General features: G+C 38.0%; 22 protein-coding genes. 15 read left to right on the forward strand and 7 right to left on the reverse strand.

All coding sequences use genetic code 11. The features are described from left to right. Positions 1-120: 120 nt before the first annotated feature. The 4 genes from AC1M9B_RS13640 to AC1M9B_RS13655 all read right to left on the reverse strand — a co-directional run bounded on the left by AC1M9B_RS13640 (position 121) and on the right by AC1M9B_RS13655 (position 3,366). Complete coding sequence (locus AC1M9B_RS13640; RefSeq protein ID WP_481609297.1) at positions 121-864, reverse strand: amino acid ABC transporter ATP-binding protein; 744 nt, start codon at positions 862-864, stop codon at positions 121-123. Between the two features lie 11 nt (positions 865-875). Next, positions 876-1,553: an amino acid ABC transporter permease gene (locus AC1M9B_RS13645; RefSeq protein WP_481592364.1), complete on the reverse strand. Its 678-nt coding sequence runs from the start codon at positions 1,551-1,553 to the stop codon at positions 876-878. 1 nt (position 1,554) lies between these two features. After that, on the reverse strand, positions 1,555-2,397 hold the full coding sequence (locus tag AC1M9B_RS13650; protein WP_481592365.1) for an amino acid ABC transporter permease: 843 nt from the start codon (positions 2,395-2,397) through the stop codon (positions 1,555-1,557). Positions 2,398-2,466: 69 nt separating this feature from the next. Next, positions 2,467-3,366 (reverse strand): amino acid ABC transporter substrate-binding protein, encoded by a 900-nt coding sequence (locus tag AC1M9B_RS13655; protein ID WP_180028739.1) that lies wholly within the window; start codon positions 3,364-3,366, stop codon positions 2,467-2,469. Positions 3,367-3,824: 458 nt separating this feature from the next. Between AC1M9B_RS13655 and AC1M9B_RS13660 the strand changes: the two genes are divergently transcribed. The 5 genes from AC1M9B_RS13660 (at position 3,825) to hisG (ending at position 8,161) form a co-directional block, all read left to right on the forward strand. Further along, positions 3,825-5,276, forward strand: a complete 1,452-nt coding sequence (locus tag AC1M9B_RS13660) for an RNA polymerase factor sigma-54 (protein WP_481609298.1) — start codon at positions 3,825-3,827, stop codon at positions 5,274-5,276. Positions 5,277-5,464: 188 nt separating this feature from the next. Further along, entirely contained in the window at positions 5,465-5,797 is a 333-nt protein-coding gene (gene hpf / locus AC1M9B_RS13665; protein WP_035268921.1) for a ribosome hibernation-promoting factor, HPF/YfiA family, read from the forward strand. Positions 5,798-5,939: 142 nt separating this feature from the next. Further along, positions 5,940-6,191 carry a BolA family iron metabolism protein IbaG gene (gene ibaG / locus AC1M9B_RS13670; protein WP_180000146.1) on the forward strand — a complete coding sequence of 84 codons (252 nt, stop codon included), beginning with the start codon at positions 5,940-5,942 and terminating at the stop codon, positions 6,189-6,191. 7 nt (positions 6,192-6,198) lie between these two features. Continuing rightward, complete coding sequence (gene murA, locus AC1M9B_RS13675; protein ID WP_481592367.1) at positions 6,199-7,458, forward strand: UDP-N-acetylglucosamine 1-carboxyvinyltransferase; 1,260 nt, start codon at positions 6,199-6,201, stop codon at positions 7,456-7,458. Between the two features lie 4 nt (positions 7,459-7,462). Then, the gene (gene hisG, locus AC1M9B_RS13680; protein WP_180000150.1) at positions 7,463-8,161 is read left to right on the forward strand and encodes an ATP phosphoribosyltransferase; all 699 of its coding nucleotides are present in this window, start codon (positions 7,463-7,465) and stop codon (positions 8,159-8,161) included. Here hisG and AC1M9B_RS13685 read toward each other — a convergent pair. Continuing rightward, positions 8,158-8,931, reverse strand: coding sequence for a hypothetical protein (locus AC1M9B_RS13685; protein WP_481592368.1), 774 nt, complete (start codon positions 8,929-8,931; stop codon positions 8,158-8,160). The two genes, hisG and AC1M9B_RS13685, sit on opposite strands and share 4 nt — an antisense overlap. Before the next feature lie 272 nt (positions 8,932-9,203). On the opposite strand from AC1M9B_RS13685, the gene hisD reads away from it, so the two are divergent. Then, positions 9,204-10,505: a histidinol dehydrogenase gene (hisD, locus tag AC1M9B_RS13690; protein WP_481609299.1), complete on the forward strand. Its 1,302-nt coding sequence runs from the start codon at positions 9,204-9,206 to the stop codon at positions 10,503-10,505. 150 nt (positions 10,506-10,655) lie between these two features. Next, positions 10,656-11,747 (forward strand): histidinol-phosphate transaminase, encoded by a 1,092-nt coding sequence (gene hisC, locus AC1M9B_RS13695; protein ID WP_481609300.1) that lies wholly within the window; start codon positions 10,656-10,658, stop codon positions 11,745-11,747. Between the two features lie 48 nt (positions 11,748-11,795). Here hisC and pabB read toward each other — a convergent pair whose 3' ends face one another. Next, positions 11,796-13,142 (reverse strand): aminodeoxychorismate synthase component I, encoded by a 1,347-nt coding sequence (pabB, locus tag AC1M9B_RS13700; protein WP_481609301.1) that lies wholly within the window; start codon positions 13,140-13,142, stop codon positions 11,796-11,798. A gap of 246 nt (positions 13,143-13,388) precedes the next feature. On the opposite strand from pabB, the gene filA reads away from it, so the two are divergent. From filA to filF, 6 genes are all read left to right on the forward strand, one after another. Further along, on the forward strand, positions 13,389-14,258 hold the full coding sequence (gene filA, locus AC1M9B_RS13705; RefSeq protein ID WP_092768589.1) for a putative pilus system protein FilA: 870 nt from the start codon (positions 13,389-13,391) through the stop codon (positions 14,256-14,258). A gap of 183 nt (positions 14,259-14,441) precedes the next feature. After that, complete coding sequence (gene filB, locus AC1M9B_RS13710; protein ID WP_481609302.1) at positions 14,442-15,275, forward strand: putative pilus system C39 family peptidase FilB; 834 nt, start codon at positions 14,442-14,444, stop codon at positions 15,273-15,275. A gap of 65 nt (positions 15,276-15,340) precedes the next feature. Further along, positions 15,341-16,549: a putative pilus system protein FilC gene (filC, locus tag AC1M9B_RS13715; protein WP_092768595.1), complete on the forward strand. Its 1,209-nt coding sequence runs from the start codon at positions 15,341-15,343 to the stop codon at positions 16,547-16,549. Between the two features lie 12 nt (positions 16,550-16,561). After that, positions 16,562-18,229, forward strand: coding sequence for a putative pilus system OmpP1/FadL family transporter FilD (gene filD, locus AC1M9B_RS13720; RefSeq protein WP_180000164.1), 1,668 nt, complete (start codon positions 16,562-16,564; stop codon positions 18,227-18,229). After that, entirely contained in the window at positions 18,229-19,485 is a 1,257-nt protein-coding gene (gene filE, locus AC1M9B_RS13725) for a putative pilus assembly protein FilE (protein WP_481609303.1), read from the forward strand. Before filD ends, filE begins: the two co-directional genes overlap by 1 nt. A gap of 12 nt (positions 19,486-19,497) precedes the next feature. Continuing rightward, positions 19,498-21,405, forward strand: a complete 1,908-nt coding sequence (gene filF / locus AC1M9B_RS13730; RefSeq protein WP_481609304.1) for a putative pilus system protein FilF — start codon at positions 19,498-19,500, stop codon at positions 21,403-21,405. A 35-nt stretch (positions 21,406-21,440) separates the two neighbouring features. Here filF and AC1M9B_RS13735 read toward each other — a convergent pair whose 3' ends face one another. Next, positions 21,441-21,989, reverse strand: coding sequence for an NUDIX hydrolase (locus AC1M9B_RS13735; RefSeq protein WP_035268253.1), 549 nt, complete (start codon positions 21,987-21,989; stop codon positions 21,441-21,443). A gap of 130 nt (positions 21,990-22,119) precedes the next feature. Between AC1M9B_RS13735 and AC1M9B_RS13740 the strand changes: the two genes are divergently transcribed. Together AC1M9B_RS13740 and AC1M9B_RS13745 are read left to right on the forward strand one after the other, a co-directional pair. Next, complete coding sequence (locus AC1M9B_RS13740; RefSeq protein ID WP_035268255.1) at positions 22,120-22,734, forward strand: CoA pyrophosphatase; 615 nt, start codon at positions 22,120-22,122, stop codon at positions 22,732-22,734. 27 nt (positions 22,735-22,761) lie between these two features. Next, a complete protein-coding gene (locus tag AC1M9B_RS13745; RefSeq protein WP_481609305.1) occupies positions 22,762-23,292 on the forward strand; it encodes a gamma carbonic anhydrase family protein in 531 nt (176 codons plus the stop codon). Positions 23,293-23,358 lie beyond the last annotated feature (66 nt).

Consider the following 23,358-nt stretch of genomic DNA (forward strand, 5'->3'; position numbering starts at 1 on the left):
TAATTAAACCCTTGTAATTAAATAAGAAGCTCCATTCAGTTAATTTATGCCAAAAGATTGATGATTCTTGCAATTAAAAAAACAACAATAATCGCGAAATTTTCGGATTTAATCTAATATTTAATGTACTGCTGAAATTTTCTCTAAAAAATACTTTGTTCTTTCATGTCGCTCTTGTGGCTTATTAAAGAAGTCATCAGTCGGGCAATCTTCTAGAATTTTGCCTTGATCCATAAATATCACTCGATCTGAAACTTTTTTTGCAAATCCCATTTCATGCGTAACACACATCATCGTCATGCCTTCTTTTGCAAGTTGGCTCATGACTTCAAGCACTTCACCGACCATTTCAGGATCTAATGCGGAAGTGGGTTCATCAAAAAGCATACAGACTGGGTCCATACAAAGACCACGTGCAATCGCGACACGTTGTTGTTGACCACCTGATAATTGTCCTGGAAATTTATCTTTGTGTGCTGTCAAACCCACTCGATCCAAATATTGTAAGGCCTTTATTTTAGCTTCTTCAGTTGAGCGATTAAGTACTTTGATTTGTCCTATTGTTAGGTTCTCTAACACAGTCATATGAGGAAATAGTTCAAAATGTTGAAATACCATACCTACTCTAGATCTGAATTTTGCTAGATTCGTTTTAGAGTCTTTTAAAGCGGTACCATCAACGATAATATTTCCTTGTTGAAAAAGTTCTAAAGCATTCACTGTCTTAATAAGTGTAGATTTACCTGAGCCAGATGGACCGCATACAACGACAACTTCACCTTTGTTGATAGTGGTTGAGCATTCGCTAAGTACCTGAAAATCTCCATACCATTTGGATACATCTTGAATTTCAATCATTGGCATTTTGATTCTCCTTATCGAATAATGGCTATTTTTTGATGTAAGTGTTTAACTAGTCGTGAAAGTGCAAATGAAATGACAAAATAGACGACAGCAACAACTAGATAAAAAACGGCTTTGGTTTCCGAACCATAGGTATTAGCTAAAGTATTTGCATTGCCTAGGAAATCTGGTGCACTGATGACATAAACCAAAGATACATCTTGAAAAAGAACAATGGATTGCGTCAATATCACGGGTAACATATTTCTAAAAGCTTGGGGTAAAACTACGTATGACATTGTCTGGCGATAATTAAAACCCAAGGCGTAACCTGCATTCACTTGTCCTTTAGAAACTGATTGAATGCCAGAGCGGACAATTTCTGAAAAAAAAGCAGCCTCAAAAATGGCGAAGGTTACTACACTTGAAAATAAAGGTCCCCAATAGGTGTGATATTGGAAATCGAAAAACTTAGGAAGTAAAAAGTAAAAGATAAAAATAACTTGAATGAGGGGAACACCTCGAAAAAAGTCGACATAAAATTTTGCAAATCCACTGGCAATTTTATTATTCGATAGACGCATCATCGCGATTGGTGTACCAAGAAGAATCCCACCAATAATCGAAAGAATGGTTACTGTAACTGTAAATTTAAAACCAGCGATCAAACTTGCAACGACATCGGGATGAGTTAGAACACTAAAGTCCATTTTATTTACCTCCCGAACCTAGACCTGGTACAGCCATCCGTTTCTCAATCCATGCCATCAGGTATTTAATTGAATAAGTGATGATGAGATAAACAGGTGTTGAAAGAATTAAAATGACCACGTCTTGAGAGGTTTCTTCTCGCATTGTTTTGGTATATGCAAAAAAATTCAAAACACTTAAGGCAAAAAGTACGGCTGAATTTTTAAATACATTCATTGCTTCTGATGTCAGTGTTGGCCAAACGATTCGATAAGCCACTGGCAGAATGACATAACGATAACTTTGGTTTAAATTTAAACCGATCGCATAAGCTGCATTTTTTTGACCTTGTGAAACGGTATTAATACCTGCTCGAACCTGCTCAGCAATCCTTGCAGCGGTATATAGGCCCAGCGCAAATACACCAATAATTGCTGGATTATTATTTAAAATATTTTGCCACCATCCGCCAGAAACCATTTCACCACTTCCAGTACTCATACTCAATGGTAGAAGTTGAGGGAAAACGAATGCCCAGAAAAATAGTTGAACAATTAAGGGTATATTTCTGAATAACTCTACATAACAAGTCCCAATGAATGACAGTAATTTATTGGGTAATGTACGCATAATGCCAATAAGTGAACCAAGTATAAATGCGATGAAAAAGGCAATGACAGCAGTCCAGATCATGGTCCAAATACCTGATCCAAGTATCTGTAACCAAGTCGGTGCATCAGCAACAGCTGAATAACTTGAACCTCCAATTGCACTACAGATAGATTCAGCCCAATCTTTTTTATCAACGCCATATTCGTTGGATGCCAAGCAAAATGACGTCCAATTTAAAGAACCAACAGCCATTGAAATTCCCTGCAATGGTTACGAGAAAAAAGGGCTTAAGTGTTTCTATTTAAGCCCTCATAATTTTTGTTATTTAATCCCTGCATCATTCGGAGATGCTTTTAATTTTTTAAATGAGCTACTCATAGGCATGTTTAGATTGATATTGCGTGGTGGAATAGGTGATAAGAACCATTTTTTATAAAGGGTATCCATTTGACCATTTTTCCACATTCCAGTTACCACACGATCTGCAATCGCTTTAAACTTGGCATCGCCTTTAGGCAGCATAATTCCGTAAGGTTCTGACGAAAGGACTGGACCTACAATTTTAAAATCTTGAGGTTTTGATGATTTGGCAATGAGCCCTGCAAGAATATTGTCATCCATAACAAATGCAGCTGCACGTCCCGAAGCGACCATTGCAAAAGAATCAGCATGATCTTTACCATAGACATTGGTAACTTTTATTTTTTCTCCTCGTGCACCCATTTTGATGTATTTATCCGAGGTTGTTCCTTGCGTTGTGGCAACGGCTTTACCATTTAAATCACCTAAATCTTTGAAAGGCGCTGAAGCTTTGACTGCCATACGTACTTCAGTGGCAAAGTAATTTGTAGAGAAGTTGACTTGCTGTTGTCGCTGGACAGAGTTGGTTGTCGTCCCGCATTCCATATCAATGTTTCCAGCGAGCATTTCAGGAATTCGCGTGGAAGAAGTAACCGCTTTATATTCAACTTTTAAGTTGGGGAGTTTTAAGTCTTTTTTTAATTCGTTAGCTACGTTATTACAGATATCGATGGCATATCCCATAGGTTTACCACCAACAATATATGAGATTGGATCAGAAGATTCACGATACCCGATGATCACTTTTCCATTTTTTTTGATTTTCGCAATGGTGTCAGTAGCATTGGCTTGACTCATTGTTCCACCAGCGATGATGAAGCCTAATGCGCTGAGAAGGACTTTACCAGATAGACTTTTCATCAAGAAATCTCCATGTCTTTTAATATATCGTTCTTATAATTTTGACAGTTCTCAAATTTGGTTGAAATCTATTCAAAATAAGCTATTAATTATTTTTATACTTTCTATGAGAATAAGTAAAGAATAAAAAATACTCGAAATTCGAATGAATTTAGATTTTTTGATTAACGCGAAACAAATCATGAGCTTATAAAACCTTAATCATGAGTAAGTGGTTTATTTTTAATCAACCATAACTGCAGATAACGCTAAAAAATTATTTTTTTTATTTAAACTTGAGTGCTCATATTTTTTCTGAATATTAATTAAAAAAAAATGATTGAATTATAATGTATTTTATCCTTATTTGTTATTAACAATTAAGACTAATTGATTAACTTAACACTTGAAACTTATGTTATAAGAATTGTAGGCATGATTATTGCTTAAATAATAACGATGTTAGGGGGTAATGATTAATGAAATTAGCGTTAGGACTAAAAGTATCCAATTCTTTGTCTTTGACACCCCAACTCCAACAAGCGATCCGACTTTTACAATTATCCAGCTTAGAGTTGGAGCAAGAAGTTCAATTGCAGTTGGATAGTAATCCCTTACTTGAGAAGGTGGAAGACGATTCCCCAATGCAAAGTTTGGAGGAGTTGAATCAGGAGCAGTCTGCTAGTGATCTTACTCGAGAATTAAATGCAGATCATTTACCAAATGATTTACCTGTAGATACTGAATGGGATGATGTCTATACTCATCAATCATCATCAATGGAATTACCAGAATATGAAGAACGTGAGGATAATCGTTCAATTCAAAATACACTGAAAGATCATATTTTACAGCAAGTTAATCTCCTAAATTTCTCCCAAACTGATCTTTTGATTGCCTATTGCATCGTAGATGGTTTGGATGAAAAAGGCTTTTTAGATGAGAGCGTTGAAGAAATTCACCACGCAGTGCTGACTTTACTCGCACAGATGGATATTCAAGAAGATGTTGAGATTGATGAAATTTTAGTGGTGTTGAAACATATACAAAGACTAGAGCCGATTGGCGTTGGTTCACGCAATCTTGTGGAATGCTTATATGTTCAGCTTCAAGTATTGCCTAATACCTTACCTTGCCGTAATGACGCGTTATTGTTATTGCAGCATTATGAATTATTGATTGCCAATGACCTAAATAAATTACTGAAGCAAACAGGTTTTAAACTTGAACAGTTAAAAGCAGCAATACAACTTTTAAAATCATTACAACCCTATCCAGGTCTAATGTTTGAGAATAAAGAATCTGATTACCAGGTACCTGATGTGGTGGTGGCAAAGAAAAATGACAGTTGGCATGTGCACTTAAATCCGGATATTTTGCCAAAATTACGCATCAATCCTTATTATGCAAATATGATTCGTCGAGCTGATCAAAGTGCAGATAATCAATATTTACGCAATCAAATGCTTGATGCTAAAAATTTTATTAAAAGTGTAGATGAGCGCCATAAAACGCTTTTAAAAGTAGCGACATGTATTGTTCAGCATCAACGAGATTTTTTAGACTTGGGTGCTGAAGGAATGAAACCTTTGGTGTTGAGAGAGGTGGCGGAGGAGGTTGAGTTACATGAATCAACAGTATCTCGTGTAACCACCAATAAATATTTGCTTACTCCGAGAGGGTTGTTTGAACTTAAATATTTTTTCTCAAGCCATGTTGGAACAACGTCAGGTGGTGAAGCGTCTTCAACTGCGATCCGAGCAAAAATTAAAAAGTTGATTGCTGAAGAGAACCCAAGAAAACCATTATCTGATAACAGTTTAGCTAAGTTGTTAAATGAGGATGGTATCGATGTTGCACGTCGTACAGTCGCAAAATATCGCGAATCGTTACATATTCCTGCATCATCCGATCGAAAAGTCTTGATCTGAAATTTGAAGTGTGATTATTCTAGAGGTTCATTATGACGAAATAATGAATCTCTTTTTTTTAGTTACACGAGGTTTAGCCAGCATGATTTCATGACTTAAATTTGCAGAATAATTCTATGTTGAATGTTCTGTCATGCAATCACATGGCTTAACTCAATCAAATCCTTTAGAAGGAGAGGGATAGGATTATGCAAATAACAATTCGTGGACATCATTTAAGTATTACTCCTGCAATAGAAGAGAATATTCGTTGTAAATTCGCCGAAATGACCAAGCACCTTGATCAGGTCAATAGTATGCAGGTGAAACTCACAAAGGATCACCAAGTCGATAAGCGTTCGAAAAAAGGAAGTTCGAATCATATCGCTGAAGCAATCGTGCGTTTACCCGGCGTCGAACTTTTTGCTCAAGCATCTGGCGATGATATGTATGCATCAATTAAAAAATTAACTGAGAAAATAAAAAGACAGTTAATGCGATATCGTAAAATGCAAATGGCTTTTCAGCCGCTGCCTATATGACGGTCTGTAGCTGAAAATAAAAAAAGAGGTATATTGCCTCTTTTTTTTATAGATAAATTGTATAGCAGATGAATTCATTGAATGAGTTATAGTAAAATAATCCGTTTTTACACAATCGATCGTCCCATGAGAGGTCTTTGCAATGAATAGTGAACAGCTCACTGAAATCTTAAAAGCTGCTTTCCCTTCTGCTGATGTTGCTGTAAGTGGACAAGGTGGGAAATTTGACCTCCGTATTGTAGATGATCTGTTTGAAGGTAAAAGAACAGTTGCTCGTCAACAAGCAGTTTATGCTCCTCTTAACGAATATATTAAAAGTGGTGCAGTTCACGCTGTAACCATACGCGCAATGACAAAAGAAGAATGGCGCAAAGCTAGTCTTTTCGGAGCTTAAGGAATAAATGGATAAATTTCTAATCACTGGTGGTAAAAGACTAGAAGGCGAAGTTCGCATCTCTGGTGCAAAAAATGCTGCATTGCCACTTTTAGCAGCAATGATTCTTGCTGAAACACCAATTACGCTCAGAAATGTACCCAAGCTTAAAGATGTTCATACGCTTGTAAAATTAATTGCAGGGCTTGGGATTACCATGAAGTATGAAGGTGATACTGTTGTCGCTGATACTTCAACCCTTGATAATCAATTTGCACCATATGAACTCGTAAAGACTATGCGAGCGTCTATTTTGGTGCTTGGCCCATTGCTGGCGCGCTACGGTAGTGCAAAAGTATCTTTACCTGGTGGTTGTGCTATTGGCTCACGTCCTGTTGACCAGCATTTAAAAGCATTAGAAGCTTTAGGTGCGGAAATTGAAGTCGAAGCAGGCTATGTCAATGCAAAAGTTGATGGTCGCTTAAAAGGCGGTGAAGTTGTTTTCGATATGGTCACTGTAGGTGGGACAGAAAACATCCTCATGGCTGCTGTCTTAGCAGAAGGTGTTACTACCATCCGTAATGCGGCTCGTGAACCTGAAATCACTGATCTTGCACTAATGCTCATAAAAATGGGTGCGAAGATTGAAGGTTTAGATACGGATACATTAATCGTCACTGGCGTAGAAAGTTTGCATGGTTGTGAATACTCAGTTGTTGCTGACCGTATTGAAACAGGATCTTATTTAGCTGCTGCTGCTATTACGGGTGGACGAGTTAAAACGACACATACAGATCCATTGCTGATGGAATCAGTGTTGGATAAATTTGAAGAAATGGGTGCAGAAGTTACGCGCGGTGATGATTGGATCGAACTCGATATGATGGGTAAGCGTCCTAAGGCCGTTAGTTTCCGTACATTGCCTCATCCAGATTTTCCAACAGATATGCAAGCACAATTGATGGCGGTCAATGCAATCGGTCGTGGGTTTGCAACAATTTCAGAAACGATTTTTGAAAACCGTTTTATGCATGTACCTGAATTGTCACGTATGGGCGCTAATATTCAGGTTGAAGGTAATGATGCAGTTGTAACAGGAGTTGAAAAACTTTCAGCTGCACCTGTTATGGCAACAGATTTGCGTGCTTCATTTTCTTTAGTTTTGGCTGCTTTAGCTGCTGAAGGAGAGACTTTAATTGACCGTATTTATCACATTGATCGCGGTTACGAAGATGTTGAAGCAAAATTACAAGGTTTAGGTGCCCAAATTAAGCGAGTGAGCGAGTAAGTTAATGAGCGATATGAGAAACGATGATCCTAATTTTGACGTAATGGGCAATTTTGATCATGGTTTAACCTTAGCATTAAGTAAAGGTCGTATTTTAAAAGAGACATTGCCATTGCTAGAAACAGCAGGGATTAATCTTTTAGAAGACCCAGATAAATCGCGTAAATTAATTTTTCCTACGACGCATAAACATGTTCGAATTTTAATTTTACGTGCATCTGATGTACCAACTTATGTAGAAAATGGTGCGGCTGATATTGGTGTTGCAGGTAAAGATGTACTGATGGAACATGGTGCACAAAATGTCTATGAACCATTAGATCTTAAAATTGCAAACTGTAAGTTAATGACAGCGGGCAAAGTGGGTATGGAGCGTCCGAAAGGTCGTTTGAAGATCGCGACCAAGTACGTGAATTTGACGCGTCAATACTATGCGAGCTTAGGCGAGCAAGTAGATGTGATTAAACTTTACGGTTCGATGGAGCTTGCACCTTTGGTTGGTTTGGGTGATTACATCGTTGACGTCGTGGACACAGGTAATACACTTCGCGCGAATGGTTTAGAGCCTCTTGAAGAAATTTGCAAAGTGTCTTCAAGACTGATTGTGAACAAAGCGAGCTTTAAGCGTAAACAAGCCTTACTTAATCCGATTCTTGCACAGCTTGAAAAAGCGGTGGAAGAAAGAGAAGCGAAAAAAGCTTAAGCTAGTTTAAAAAAAAACCGCCTTATTAGGCGGTTTTTTTTATGCGGTTTAATAATTTTAACTAGTTCTTGAACTAAATCATTAAAAGATTGATCGTAATCTTTTTTGTGCTCTGCAAAAGTTTTATCTGATTCGTTTATTTCTATTGATAATGGATCGGTGATAGTAACTTTAATATTTTTTGTAGTTATCATTTCATATAATTGATCGCTGAATTCTCTTCGAGCAGCATTTCCGATTATAGGTGGTGAATTTTCGAAATTCGTACCAAAATTATGTAGATCAATGATCTGAGTATTTGGGGTCACCTTAAATGCGTCATTGATGTGTCTGTAATAATTATTTAAATAACTTTCTTCAATATAAGTTATAGATTGATCAAAAAAATGAAACTGCATATAGAACTTTTTGTAGAACTTTATATCAATACGATCTTGATGGTTTAAAATTTTGTTTAGTAGTTCTAAGCCTTGTTGAATTAATTCGATCTCATTAATTTGAGACAAGCTTACTCTTTCATGCTCAAGGCTTGGAATGATTACAATGCTTTCTTTAACAGAATAAAGTGATTCAATTAATTTGTATTTTTTGTAAATTTTAAAATTCACTTCAATTAAAAGACTTATTAGTTTCTCAGCTTGTGATTTTTCTAAATCATATTGTTTTTCAATCTTCCAATTTAAGAAACCAATAATTGCAACTATTGGCGTCAGTACATATGCGGTTAAAGTTACTATATCTTGGATTCCTTGTTTAGTAACGGCACACATCAAAGACTGTCCCTGACAGTAATAAAAGTATTGAAAAATCCACAAATAGTTAAAACAACGACATAAATACCTAAATAGTAACCGACATATTTTTCTATTTCTTTCATCTAAAATCCCCCCGAGTAAAATCAAATTATGATAAGAACAGAGCTCAATAGAAAATTCAATTTAATCAAAAGTTATTTTCAATCATTTCTATCTGGGTTGCTTGAATGAAGATGCCCACAAATCAGTAGAAAACAGGTAAACTAAAGCTTCCCTTTAATTTCATTGTGGATAAATTGATGCGACGTTTATCGACTCAAGATCAAAATTTTAAGCAAGACTTTGCTGACTTGCTCGCTTTTGAAACCGTGAGTGACCCAGAACTTTTAAAAACAGTAGACAAAATCATTGCCGATGTTCGTCAACATGGTGATGCTCATGTTCTCAAACTCACACAACAGTTCGATCGACATCCAGCGCATCAATTTTCAGATTTAGAACTGACACAAGATCAACTTAAAGCTGCATTTGATCATTTAACGACTGAAGTTCGAGAAGCTTTAGAGTTGGCTGCAAATCGTGTCCGTGAATTCCATCAGGCACAAAAACAAGATGGTTGGACCTATGTTGATGCTTTGGGTAACACCTTAGGTCAAAAAGTGACGCCGCTTGACCGTGTTGGAATTTATGTGCCAGGTGGTTTGGCTTCATACCCATCATCAGTACTCATGAATGCGGTTCCTGCTCACGTCGCAGGAGTACCTGAAATTATTATGGTTGTGCCTGCACCAAATGGTGATTTAAATCCATTGGTGTTGGCAGCTGCGTATTTGGCAGGTGTCACTCGAGTTTTTACGATTGGTGGTGCACAAGCGGTTGCAGCATTGGCCTATGGTACTGAAACTATTCCAGCAGTAGACAAGATCACTGGACCGGGCAATCGTTTTGTTGCAGCAGCAAAACGCGCCGTATTTGGTCAGGTAGGTATTGATATGATTGCAGGTCCTTCAGAAATTTTAGTGTATGCTGAAGGGGAAAATAATGCAGAATGGCTTGCAATGGATCTTCTGTCTCAAGCAGAGCATGATACTGTTGCTCAAGCTGTATTTATGACGCCAGACGAGCAACTGCTTCATGATGTCGCGATTGCAATTGAAGAGCACTTAAAAGCACTTCCTAAAGCAGAAATCGCACGAACTTCTATTGCTAATCGTGGTGCGCTCGTTTTAGTTAAAGATCGTGCCGAAGGTGCAGAATTGATCAATCAAGTTGCCCCTGAACACTTGATGCTATGTTTAGATGAAGCACAAGAAATGGCTGAAGGTATTCGCCATGCAGGTGCTATCTTCATGGGGCGTTATACGCCTGAAGCAATTGGTGATTACTGTGCAGGTCCGAATCATGTATTGCCAACCTCGGGTACGGCACGTTTTTCATCACCACTCGGGGTGTATGATTTCCAAAAGCGTTCAAGCCTAATCATGTGTTCGGAAGATGGCGTGAAAACTTTAGCGAAAACAGCAGATATTCTCGCACAGCAAGAAAACTTAGATGCTCACGCTCGTTCAGCGCGATATCGTTATCAGTAATTTAAACCATAAATTTGGTATGAATATTCCTCTCTAAATCTGTTTTTAAGCATTGCTGGAAATCGAAATGCAAGTGAGGTTAGGTGAGGGTAATTAAAAAATCTCTCCCTAACCTCCTTAGTCAGTGAGGGGAATTTAGAGAATTTAAAAATGAATATTACAGTAGAACAAATGCGTTTTTGGAGTCCCGAAGTACGTGAACTAGAGCCATATGTGCCTGGTGAACAACCCAAAATCCAAAATCTTTTAAAATTGAATACCAACGAGAACCCGTATCCACCATCTCCAAAAGTTGTAGAAGCGGTACAACAAGTTTTAGCAAATGGCGCGGATGTTTTACGTTTGTATCCTGACCCTGACGCATCGGAATTAAAGCAAGCAATTGCGAAACAGCAACATGTTCCAGTGGGGCACGTGTTTGTTGGTAATGGTTCTGATGAGGTTTTAGCTCATATTTTTAAGGCATTTTTTGTTCAAGATTTGCCAATTCTTTATCCAGATATTACCTACAGTTTCTATCCTGTTTATAGCCAATTTTTTGGTGTGAAAACTCAAATTTTGCCTTTAAACGAAAAATTTGAAATTGTTGTGGATGACTATAAGCAACCAAATGGCGGCATCATTATCACCAATCCAAATGCCCCTACCAGCATTGCACTTGGTTTGTCTGCAATTGAGGAAGTACTTCAATCGAACCCAAATTCAGTGGTTGTGATTGATGAAGCATATGTAGACTTTGGTGCTGAATCTGCAGTGGCTCTCGTAGAAAAATATGACAACTTGGTGGTCTGTCAAACAACTTCGAAATCACGTTCGCTTGCGGGATTACGGGTCGGGTTTGCGATTGCACAGCCGCATTTAATTGCAGCGTTAGAAGCGGTAAAAAATAGCTTCAATTCATATCCAATGGATCGTTTTGCGATTGCCGCTGCAGTGGCGTCTTTCGAGGATCAAGCCTATTTCGAAGCGCAAAATGCCAAAGTGATTGCCAGTCGTATAAAGTTAGTTGAGCAACTGCAATCTTTAGGATTTGATGTGTTGCCTTCTGCCGCAAATTTTATATTTGCAACTTTACCAAGCAAAGATGCAGGTCAGCTTGCAAATGAATTGCGAGAGCGTGGCATTATCGTAAGATATTTTAATAAACCACGTATTAATCAATATTTGCGTATCACCATTGGTACCGATGAGCAAAATCAACGTTTAATAGACACCTTGAAGGATGACATTTTAAAAGTGTGAGTGCTGCAAATTTTTGTTGTGGAAAAAGCGACCAGATAGGTCGCTTTTTTATGATTCGTACCATTGATTCATCAGTTTTAGCATGGCATCAACCTTATCAAAACATTCTTGATATTCTGCATCGCAATCTGAACTGATTGTGACACCACCACCAGCCCAAATAGACACATCTTGCTGATATTTTTGAATTGTTCGAATCAAAATATTCCAAGAACCAGTACCATCAAAATTAAAATAACCAATAGAGCCACAGTATGCACCGCGTGGGGACTCTTCAAGTTCTTCAATAATTTCCATCGCTCGAATTTTGGGTGCCCCCGTTATTGAACCGCCGGGGAGCGCTGCGTGTAAAACATCTAATTGATGAACATCGGATTTTAACGTCGCTTCAATTTCACTGACCATGTGGTGGACTTGATTAAAGCTTTCAATGTTAAATAATTTTGGTGTCTTGACAGTGCCAGTTTCTGCATAAATGCTTAAATCATTTCTGAGAAGGTCAACAATCATCAGATTTTCGGCCTTATCTTTCTCAGAGTTGATGAGTGTTTGTTTGGATTCTTGGTCTTTTTGAGTATCTTTAAAGCGTGGCATGGTGCCTTTGATCGGTTTAGTGATCATTTTTTTATTGGGTCTAAACTCGATAAATAACTCAGGTGAACAGCTCAAAAGTTCAAGGTTATCAATTTTAAGATAAGCAGCATAAGGAGCATTTGTGAGTGCCCAAAAAGGTTTAGCTATACTCAGTAGCTCACCTTCAGCTTGTGCTACAAATTCTTGAGTTAGGTTAATTTGGTAACAATCCCCAGCAACAATGTAATCTTTTACTCGTTGAAATGCAGTTTGATATTGTTGTTTAGTCCAACGTGCTTGCATGGGTGAACTGAGTTGAAATGATGATGGACTAGATTGCTGAATACAGTCTAATAATCGTGTATAAAGGCGCTCGGCATTATGTTCAGTGCTATAGAAAACCCAATCATTATTTTCATAAATCAAATAGCTTTCATACAAGCCAAAAAACAATTGTGGTTGTTTTTTTACCTTAGTGTTGATTTGAAAATTTGCTGCAAAATTATAATCATAGTATCCAATGTAACCACCTCTGAAATAATGGCGTGCAGAGTCAGAAAGTGGATTTTCACTACACTGAACAAAATCTTTGAGTGAAGAAATTTGACTTTCATACTGATAATTAAAATCAGAGCAACGCACAAATTGACTGAATCCGCCGTTTATATAAACGCAATATTTTTTTGGCAAAAATCCGATAATCGGTAAATCCTGATTTTCAAGATATACCAATCCTGTCAATGAACCAATTTTTTGCAAAAAATCAGCTTTACTTAGTCCTGAAATTTTTAAGTTTTGTTTAAAAAATGAAGCACTTACCATTTGTGACTTGTTACACTCTTTTCAGAAAATTTGCATCACCCATTTAATACTAGTTCACACTTATGCCATTTATCGGGAATAGGTCGAATTTTCTTAACAGATATTGATCATAAGATAACATAAGGTTAACTTAATACTGCAAAGCGAACTGCTCAAGGATGAAGTTTCAGTCGTTAAATTATAAAAACTTCAGAAACACGGAGAGCAGTCAAAAAAATGAAAAAAATGCTCTTGGGAGAGTACATAATGAAATTATTCACAAAATTGGCTTTAGTTTCTTCAATGGCGGTGAGCGTGAATGCTATGGCGATGCAGGCAATGGATGATGCATCACTCAGCGCAACGACTGGTCAAGATGGTATTACTATTGCCATTGATACAACTGCTGGTATCGAAATCGATAAGTTATATATTCATGATAATGATGGTTTTACAAATAGCGCTTTGACATTCGGTGATACGACCATTAATACAGCTGGCACTGCTGATCCAACAATTGGTGCTGGTGCAATCACGGTTAACGGTTTAACGATTTCAAAGGGTACTGGAAATACTCAAAACTTAGCAACGTTGAAAGTTGATGCCGCAGATGTTGGTGGTCAAGCGGTACTTAATGTTCTTGCTGAAACTGGTGCTTTAGACATCAATGTTGGTTCTATTGGGGTTGCAAGCTCTGGCACTTACAGTTCTGATGACAATGTTCGTGGTGTGGTTGAAGGTTCTGAAAAACAAATTATTACAGGTTTAACATTATCATTGGGTGCAACCAAAGCAAACGTTCAATTAGGTAATGCACCTCAAGGCGCTATGATTGTCGTTGATTCTGAAATCACTGGTGGTTTATCTACAAGCTTAACTATTAATGATACATCTACATCGGGTGGTGGTAGCATTGGAATCGAGGGCTTGAAAGTTACAAGTTCAGGCAGTAAAAACCTGAATGCTGACGCCAAAATTGGTGTAACAAAAGATGGATTATATATCAGCCCAGCTCAATCACCATTGAATGCTTACATCCAAAAAGTTTCTTTAGGTGAAGCTAATAAGAGTATCGGTTCAATCGAAGTTCAAGGTTTGAATTTGGGTAGCACTTCAATCAAAATTTCTGGTCACTAAGTTTTTATACAAAAAACGCGTGTTGATCACGCGTTTTTTAAATTTTGCGAATTTGAAATTAAAAAGTAAAAGTACTGTATTTTTAGGATGAAAAAGGTATTCTGAATATAAGAATAAATGTGAGTGCAAACTCCAACTACAGAATCATAAAGGCAAGTACGCCGAACTAGAACAGTTAACATTATGATAGAAATTACTTTAGGCTCTGCAATTATGTATTTTTTTGCGAGTCATGCTCTCGAAATTAAAGAAAAACCACGCGAAGCAGTTTATTACAGTGAGATTGCAGACTCACGACATCTATCTTATACAAAAAATCACCGTGAACCTGTAGTTATCAAGCCGGCTATCGAAAATCAGTTTAGAGGAATAGTTCGTCAAGCGTATGACTATAGTTGTGGTTCTGCGGCGTTGACGACAGTTCTTAATGGTCACGCTGGTCTAAATTTGACAGAACAACAAACCATGGAGGGATTGTTGCGATTTGGCGAGTATGATCGAATCATTGAGCGTAGAAGCTTTTCATTATTGGATATGAAGCGCTTCGTCACTGCTTTAGGTTATGAAAGTGGGGGGTACCGTGGTGAATTCAAAGACCTGATTAAACAGACACAACCTGCTATTGTTCCAATTCACTATGCAGGTTTTAAGCACTTTGTTGTATACAAAGCATATAAAGATGGAAGGGTTTATGTTGCTGACCCTGCATTAGGAAATATCAGTTTTGATGAAGCACGATTTAAAGAAATTTGGGAAAACAATACCTTATTTTTAGTGAACGTTCCTGAATCTCAACAGAAAGATCTATTGGCATTACAAGAAACAGATTTAAGACATGTCGATGATGCAACAATTAACCGTTACGCCTTAGTTGATGCACAATTTTCGTCAGATTATATGAATAAAATCGCAGATAAAGCCTCAACTATGCGTAAAGTATTAGATCTTGATCCCAAATCTCCAACGTATAATCAACCCATTACAACATATATGCGGCTTTACTATAAACGTAAGTAATTTAAATGCAATTAAATTGAATTGAAACAAAATCCAAATAATGAAGAATTGTGGTAGGAAGTAAAATGAATAATCAATGGACGAAAAGAACGCTACTCGCAATCAGTATTCAAATGATTGTCACAGGCGTCTATGCAGCACCCGAAACAGTTGAAGCTCCATCAGAAGAGAATATTTCTCAAGATACTCAAAATAATACTGAAAATAGTTCTGCGACCGAGCTTGAACAAGCACAATCAAGTTATACGGCAGAATCTACTGAAAATGTTGATGCAACACCTTCTCTTAAGCCAGGTGTTGAAGGGCAGGCTGCAAATGCACTCCAACAAAAAGAAGGTGATGCGACGCAAGAGACTAACTTGCAGGAAGTTTTTTCCTCTAATGAGCGACAATATTCACTGATTAAGCGTGGTGAGTTTTCAACGTTCTATGATCTTGATTATTCGTACTATCGGGATTCACAAATAAATGCTTCGATCGATGAAGGACAGTTGTATCAACTTCGTATTGATGAAGATGCAAATCATACGATTACCAATACCATCACAGCGCAATATGGTTTAAGAGATAACATCACGCTAAATGCTTCAATTCCATTGGTTGCAAAGTCTGATAGTGTCAAAGATACGACCACTGCTGGTTTGGGTGATATTAGTTTAGGGGCGCGTTGGGAGCCATTTCCACTGAAAGAAGGTCGTTTGCCACTTATTTTGTTTGGTAATCTATCGACAAAAACAGGTGATAGCCCCTATGAAATTAATCCTTTGACGGATCTCTCAACAGGTAAGGGGTATTATTCAGTTGGTGTTGGTGCAAGTACAAGAAAATATATTGATCCAGTTGTATTGTTTGCGTCAGTATCAACAAATTATGGTTTTAAGGAATCTGGCTTAAATCAAATCCGAGGGGGAGGAAATACTCAAGGTGAAGGTTTAACCGGGCGTAACCGTGTTTTAGATACATTTGAACCCGGTGTTACGGCTGGATTCTCGTTCGGGTTTGCATATTCATTTAACTATGATGTCTCGTTGACCATGTCTTATCAGCAATCGATGAACATGGGTACCAAATTTACATATGATACAGGTGAATATTACGAGCCTGCGACTCAGACCAGTTCTATGTTTGCGGTGGCTCTCGGTGTACGTGTTAGTCCGAAGACGATTGTCAATGGAACGATAGGTATCGGTTTAACTGAAGATTCTCCAGATGTTTCTCTCGGCCTATCGTTCCCATTAGATATACTTGGCTTCGGTAAGAAAAAAGCAAGCTAAAGGAGTTCGGAAATGAGTCAATTCCGTTTGCATCCTTTAGTTACGGCAATTGTTCTGAGTGGATGTAGTACGCAAGTCTTTGCACACCTTGGGCAGAATTTATCTGTAGATGTACGCTCATTATCAATGGGTAATGCTGTCACTGCAGATCCACCCGGGATTAGTGCAATTCACTTTAACCCTGCGGGTTTAACCAAACTCAAAGGGTTACAAACCGACGTTCAAGGGTTAGTTGCTAATTTTGATATTCAGCGTGAATTTTCCGCGCCATCAGGTTATGACGTCTTTGGATATTCTGATGATCCATTAATCTGTAATGATGCGCTTGATAATCCATCAAACCTCTGTACTGATTTTAAGGATTCTGTGAGAGGTGATGTCGAGTACGCATCCTTATATATTCCTATATTGAAAAAAATGGTGGATTTAGGAGAGGGATGGCCAGTAGCAGCTCCAACTGGAGGAATCTCCTACAACCCACCAGGATCTAAGTTTACTTTCGCTACAGCAGTTTATGCACCAATGGTTGCAGGTTTCGGTGCAGAAGATGGTAATCCGGGTAACTTCATGGGGCAGCAAGTTGCCATGGAGCGTATTACATATTTATCACCATCGATTGCATATCAAGTAAATGATGAACTTTCAATTGGTGCTTCAGTGGGCATGTCTTATCAAGCCATTGCCATGAAAACAGATTTACGTTTTCCAAATGAAATGATTGGTCTTCTTCGGATGGTGGATGAGTCTGTCTGTGCCCCTTTCCGTGGAGGGAATGACAATATTGTCACGAATATTTTGTTATTCGGCTTATGTAATACCAATGAGGGCATGAATCCATTTTCAACTTTCGGGAAAATCAATGTTGAAATGGAGCAGAGTTTATCACCAAGCTACAACTTAGGTGTCTTGTGGGAACCCACTGAAGAGTTTGGTTTGGGGCTGGTTTACCAAAGCGGTGCTAAAATGCGCTTGAAGGGTAAATATATTGTAGAAAATGGAAACGCATCCCGAGAATTAATCAAAGGACTAAACTCCTCACCTACGGGGCAAGTTTTGGCAACCATACTTGGTTTTCCAAACTATGTACCTGCGATTGAAACTGGTCTAATGTCTATGGATTTAGAATATCCAGCACATTTCCAAGCGGGGATTAAGTACAAAGTATTCCCGGACTTACAGGTAAATTTCGATGTGGGATGGACTGACTATGCGGCTTGGGATAAGTTTAAATTTGAGTTCGATCGTCAAATTTCTGCTCTGAAGATTGCAAAACTGTTATCTAATGATGTAACAGACTCTTCTTTATCTCTGCCTCTAGGTTTTCAATCTCCATGGAGTTGGGGCGTTGGCGTTGAATATTCTGCCAATGACCGTTTGAAATTCCGTGCTGGTTATGAACCTAGAACAAGTGCGATCCCAGATGGAAAGCGGAATACAATGGTACCGATCAATAATGCACAATTGTTTGGATTGGGTATTGGTTACCGTTTTGATGAAGATACAGATATTGATTTATCAGTCGGGTTCCTTCGTAGCCGCGATAGAATTCCAGCGGGATCAAGTAGCCTAGCCAATCTAGACGCCGTGGATAATTTATTACTTAATCCATATGCTGGCTTAAATGTATCGACGAATACCAAAGTTACGATTTTAGGTATAAATTATAGAACGAGATGGTAATGGACTTAAATCTTGAGCAATTTAAACAAATAAAGATAAGAGTAAGCCAGTCTCTCGGTTGTGTCTTATGCGCAGGTTCTTTTTTAATATGTCCTACATTGAATGCCCAAGACTTTTACACAATTATAGGTCCAGATGGTAGACCGATTGTCATTGAAAGATCTGCATCTAGTGCTCAAAAAAACGAATCTATTAAAAATCGAAAATCAATTCAAAGAGAAAATGTTCAGCCAAAAATCATTCAAAAAAAACCAGCAGATGAGCCTAAAAAAATACAGGTTGAAATCGCTCAGCCGAGTATTAAAGCTCCTACAGCGAGCAAATCAGTTGGGCGCAGTCAAAATGACAATGTTGAACAATCAACAGTGAGTGTTGAAAAAAAGACTCAAGATCAAACGACGAAAATTGATCTTGCACAGACTAAAGTCAATACGAAACATGAGCAGTCATTAACAAAAAATAAATCTACACACGATCAAAATTCTAAAGAAAGCGTTCAACGTGTTGAGCAGATTTCAGATAGCAAAAACGCAGGTGGTTCACTGAAAGCTGAAAAAGGAAGTCCTGTAACTGTAATTGATGGTGTTGAATACATTGATCATGAATATCTTGAGGATCATGAGTTTAATCTGGAAGGAAGAAAACGGTTTTATGTAGTTCCTGATACGCAGGGTGTAGGTGCAGCTCGTTTTGAAACAATTGAGCGACAAAAAGGGATTACCAAAGCCGTTTTATCTCAGTTCCTACAGCCGACAGAGCCTACAGCGAAAGAAGCAATGGCTTTATCGAGTACGTACATGCGTATTGAAGCAAAAGATCTTGCAGAATCTTTGGAACGTAAATGCTTTCAAGATAAAAAAATTCAGAAAGCTAAGCGTTTGAAGGGTGCTCAAGGTGAAATTGGTTTATGGCCAGTTGCGCCATTGAAAGAACGTTTTGCTTATGAGGTGGTGGAGTTAGATGAATCAATTGATCAGATTCAAATTCAATCATTTGCTTCATCTCAAAATAACCCAACTTTTTATTGGCCGATTGCAGTATTTTTGGATCAGCAAGGTTGCATTTTAGAGGGAGCGACTGGTTTTAAAAGTACAGATACTCAAGCCAACGTCACGACATACTCTGCACTCGAAGGTATATTAAAAAAACCACCTCAAACACGATATTTATTACTCACCCCTTTAGTCGAATCAATTGATATTCAAAATCAAAAACTCGTGAATACTGGTCAGCTAAAGCTTAAGGCCATCAAATAAAAGAGAACTAGAATGAAAAAGTCTAATATTATCCCATTCACGTTTTCCACGCTTTTTTTAGCACTGACTGGATGTGGTGGAGAGAGTGCTAAAATAAATGAAGATCCTAACCGTGGTTCCGTTACAACCTCTAATGGTTGTTTAACCTCAAATGATGCTAATTGTCTTGGATTTGTCTTGGACTATCCTGTAGAGGGACTAAAGTTCGATTGTAGTACTGACAAACTGAATCACTATCGAACTGAACTCGATCCTAATGTTGCGATTGGTTCATGCAAAGTGGGAGACAAAGTTACATTTTATATTCAGGGTGAAGCCAGTGCTCGAAAAATTGAGTTAGGGACGGTCGATTTAGGTTCAATTGTGCCTAAGAAAATGAGCGATGTTTATATTCAGATTGGTGTGCAAGATATGGCTCAAGGGCTAACTGGTAAGCCAATTGAAAATTTTAATATGTCCGATCCTACCTATAACGCAATGGTCGGAATTACACGAATTTTGCAAACATTAGGTGTAGATCAAATCAGTAATGTGCCTGGTGATATACAGCAAGTTGTGCTGTCAAAAGACAATTTGGATGGGCTTCAAGTGATCAGCCAAAATATAACGGCCAATGAGTTCAAAAATGGCAGTTATGTTCAGATCCTGAAACCATGGTTAGATGTCGATAAGGTATCAATTGATGATGCGGAAAAAGTAGCACAACAGATCATAAGAATGAGAAGTGTGGGTATTTATCAGGCCAATCACTTACTCTTTATTGGACAAAATACTAATTTCGCAGGGTTTCACGGCTCAAGCCTAAACAATAATCAAGCAATTGCTGATATGAGCGTAATTACTACGCGCGAAGGTTATGCGAGTGGTTATCTCTCACAGTGGAGAGGGAAACCAATTGTTACGGGTAGTAATACTTCAGAAGAGTTAGCACGAGTATTATTAATCAATCAAGTACCACCTGAAAAATTAGATGTCGTTTCTAATTCAAAAGATTGGTTGAATAATATCTCACAAAAAATACAAAAACCTTTAGTTTTTAAAAGTATTGAATCTTCAAATGACAAATTAGAAATCTATAAAGGAACTCTGTTTGGTCAATCCATTATTCCTGGTAATCAGTATGCTTATCAAGGATTCTTAGGCAGCAAGGATACACCTACAAGCACTGAGGTATATGGGGAGTGGCGTCAAGATGTCAATTCTGAGCGCTATACAGGTAAGCTTGATATTCTAAAATACAGTCCAGTGAGCTATTTAGATCGTAAAGTGTTCAAAACACGTAAAAATGTTGAAGCTGGGGATCAAATTATTTTCCCATTATACGCAGATTTAGTGTTTAACTTTAATGATAAAACGATTCCATCACAAACAGTGAGTATTGTCATTGATGAAAATGGAGATATACGAACCAATCGTACTGCATCGAGTTTAAAATCTACCACTTGTCCAAGCATTAAGAATACTTCAACCATGACAGATGAATTGGATGTTCAACAATTCATTGTTGGTACGACAGGCACAACATATTCAACTGCAAATGATAAATCTCTGACAATACGTATGATTCTAGCGAATCCAATTTTTGGGAACCTAAATGGGGTCAGAGCTGGACTAAATAACAGACCAGACTTTGGAGTCGATTCTAATAGTGAACTTGTGTCATCTGGAGGTGTACGTTTAAATTTACAAAACTTAATCGTAAATAATGACATAAGAGCGGGTATTAATATCACGAGTTGGGATACTAAGGGCTCTACAGCCGCAGCTGAATGGGTGAATACGCATGCGACATACCAACACACGTACAATTCGATTCCAGAGAATAAACCAACGACTGAACAACTTAATCTAGCAAAGCTTAGAACAGGAACAATTGAAATTGCTTTAACACCTTGTTATCAAATAGGTCGAAAAGCTTAACCAAAAAAACTCCATCTTATGAGATGGAGTTTTTTTTAACCTGTTTGATCAAGTCGAGTACCTAAGGTCTCTAAGTGTGTAGGAAAATGATTCGATTTTCGGTCTTCAAAATAATGACGAAGCGTTCGTTCAACACTTGGGAAAGCTAAACTATCCCATGGAATCTCATGTTCTTCAAATAAACGACTTTCGATAGTTTCTTCACCAGCCCCAAATTTACCTTCAACAAGGTGAGATTTAAATAATACGTAAATTTGACCAATACGAGGGATATTGTACATACAGTACAATTGCTCAATTTCCACTTCAGCTTCAGCTTCTTCACGAGTTTCACGAGCTGCACCTTGCTCCATTGTCTCGAAGAGTTCCATATATCCTGCTGGTAGCGTCCAAAGACCATAGCGTGGCTCAATCGCTCTACGACATAAGAGTACTTTATCTTCCCAAATCGCTAAGGCTCCACAAATGACCTTCGGATTCACATAGTGAATGGTCTTACAATGCGTACAGACTTGGCGTACTTTATGATCACCTAAAGGAATCTGTTCGGTCGTCGGTTGCCCACAGGCCGTGCAAAAAGGCATATGCTGTCAAGTAAAAATGAGATGATTCAGCATACCCCAAAAAAATAACTTTCGCATCATTTATAGCCTTATGCACAAAATTTCATATATGATGGGATGAGAATAAAAAAGAGAGATCGAGCTATTCAAGATGATGGATCATTCATTAACATTGCAACTGCAACAACACCTTAGGTTTTCTAAACGCATTCAAAAAGCTGATGCTGCAGTATTACTTGCAATCACCAATGAAGATGATCCTAAAATTCTGCTGACGCGTCGCTCTATTTATATGAATAATCATGCGGGTGAAGTGTCATTCCCAGGAGGAAAAAGAGATCCGAACGACACCAGTAATATTGTTGTTGCACTCCGAGAAGCGTGGGAAGAAACGGCTTTGAATCCGTTCGATGTAAAGTTGCTAGGTGATCTGCCTTCAGAGCGCTCAAAAGCGGGTGTTTTAGTAAAACCTGTGGTTGGATTGATACCGCCTAATGTGAAGCTTGTCCCACAACCTACAGAAATCGATCGTATTTTTTTTGCTTCAATCCGCGAAATGATGGATGCTCGCCCAACACCTTATGAAGTTCGATTGGCTAAGCAATCAATCTATTTTCCAAGTTTAAGAGTTGAGAATGAGGTGATATGGGGTCTTACAGCAAGGATCCTGATTTCGTTGTTTCAGTATGGCTTAAATTATAAAAAAAACTGGCCCTTTTTGCTCAATTCCCCAAGTTTTAAATCTTCAATTTTCAAACAACATTAAAATATTAAATGCATAGGATTGCTGCATATGATGTACAAATTTCAAGACAAAATCCCTTCAACGACGATTCAACCATGGAATGGATGGATTGCAGAAAATGCCACTGTGATTGGCGATGTTGAACTTGGACAAGAGGTGAGTGTTTGGTTTGGTGCGGTAATACGCGGGGATAACTGCAAAATTCGTATTGGTGATTTCAGTAATATTCAAGAAAATGCCGTCTTACACACTGATCCCGGCATTGAATTGAATGTTGGGCAATATGTCACCATTGGTCATCAAGCAATGTTACATGGTTGTACGATTGGAGATAATAGTTTGATTGGTATCAACGCCGTCATATTAAATAATGCTGTAATCGGTAAAAATTGCATTATTGGCGCGAATGCGTTGATTCCAGAAGGTAAAATCATCCCAGATAATTCATTGGTGATGGGCTCTCCTGGCAAAGTAATTAAAACATTAGATGAGTTTGCAGAAGCTAAACTCAAAATGAGTGCGATGCATTATGCGCATCATTTCAAAAATTTCACTCAGCTTGAAAAATTTGAATTTTAAATATAAGTGTTGAGATTGATACGAGCGTTCAATAATCACTAAATCTGAACAGATCTGCTCTCGCAG

The sequence above is a fragment of the Acinetobacter sp. ANC_7513 genome (assembly GCF_056779915.1).